The organism is Fructilactobacillus sp. X8R4C1, assembly GCF_059900905.1.
In genome coordinates, this window is the sequence record NZ_JBWXVJ010000011.1 from 1 (window position 1) to 257 (window position 257).

General features: G+C 47.9%; 1 protein-coding gene. It reads left to right on the plus strand.

What is annotated here, in order from left to right:
* Positions 1 to 8: 8 nt before the first annotated feature.
* Positions 9 to 257: S-ribosylhomocysteine lyase (locus AC6UDA_RS06965; protein ID WP_500711451.1), on the plus strand; the 249-nt coding region annotated here is incomplete at its 3' end.

The following is a 257-nucleotide window of genomic DNA, read 5'->3' on the forward strand; positions in this document are numbered from 1 at the left end:
TCTCACCGATGGGGTGTCGTACCGGTTTCTACATGAGCCTGATTGGTACGCCTACAGAGCAACAAGTGGCAGACGGATGGTTGGCTGCAATGCAAGACGTACTGAAAGTTGAGAATCAAAATAAGATCCCTGAACTGAACGAATACCAATGTGGTACCGCGGCAATGCACTCTTTGGATGAAGCGAAAGAGATCGCTAACGCGATCATCGCTGCAGGTATTTCTGTAAACAAGAATGATGAACTGGCATTGCCAGAG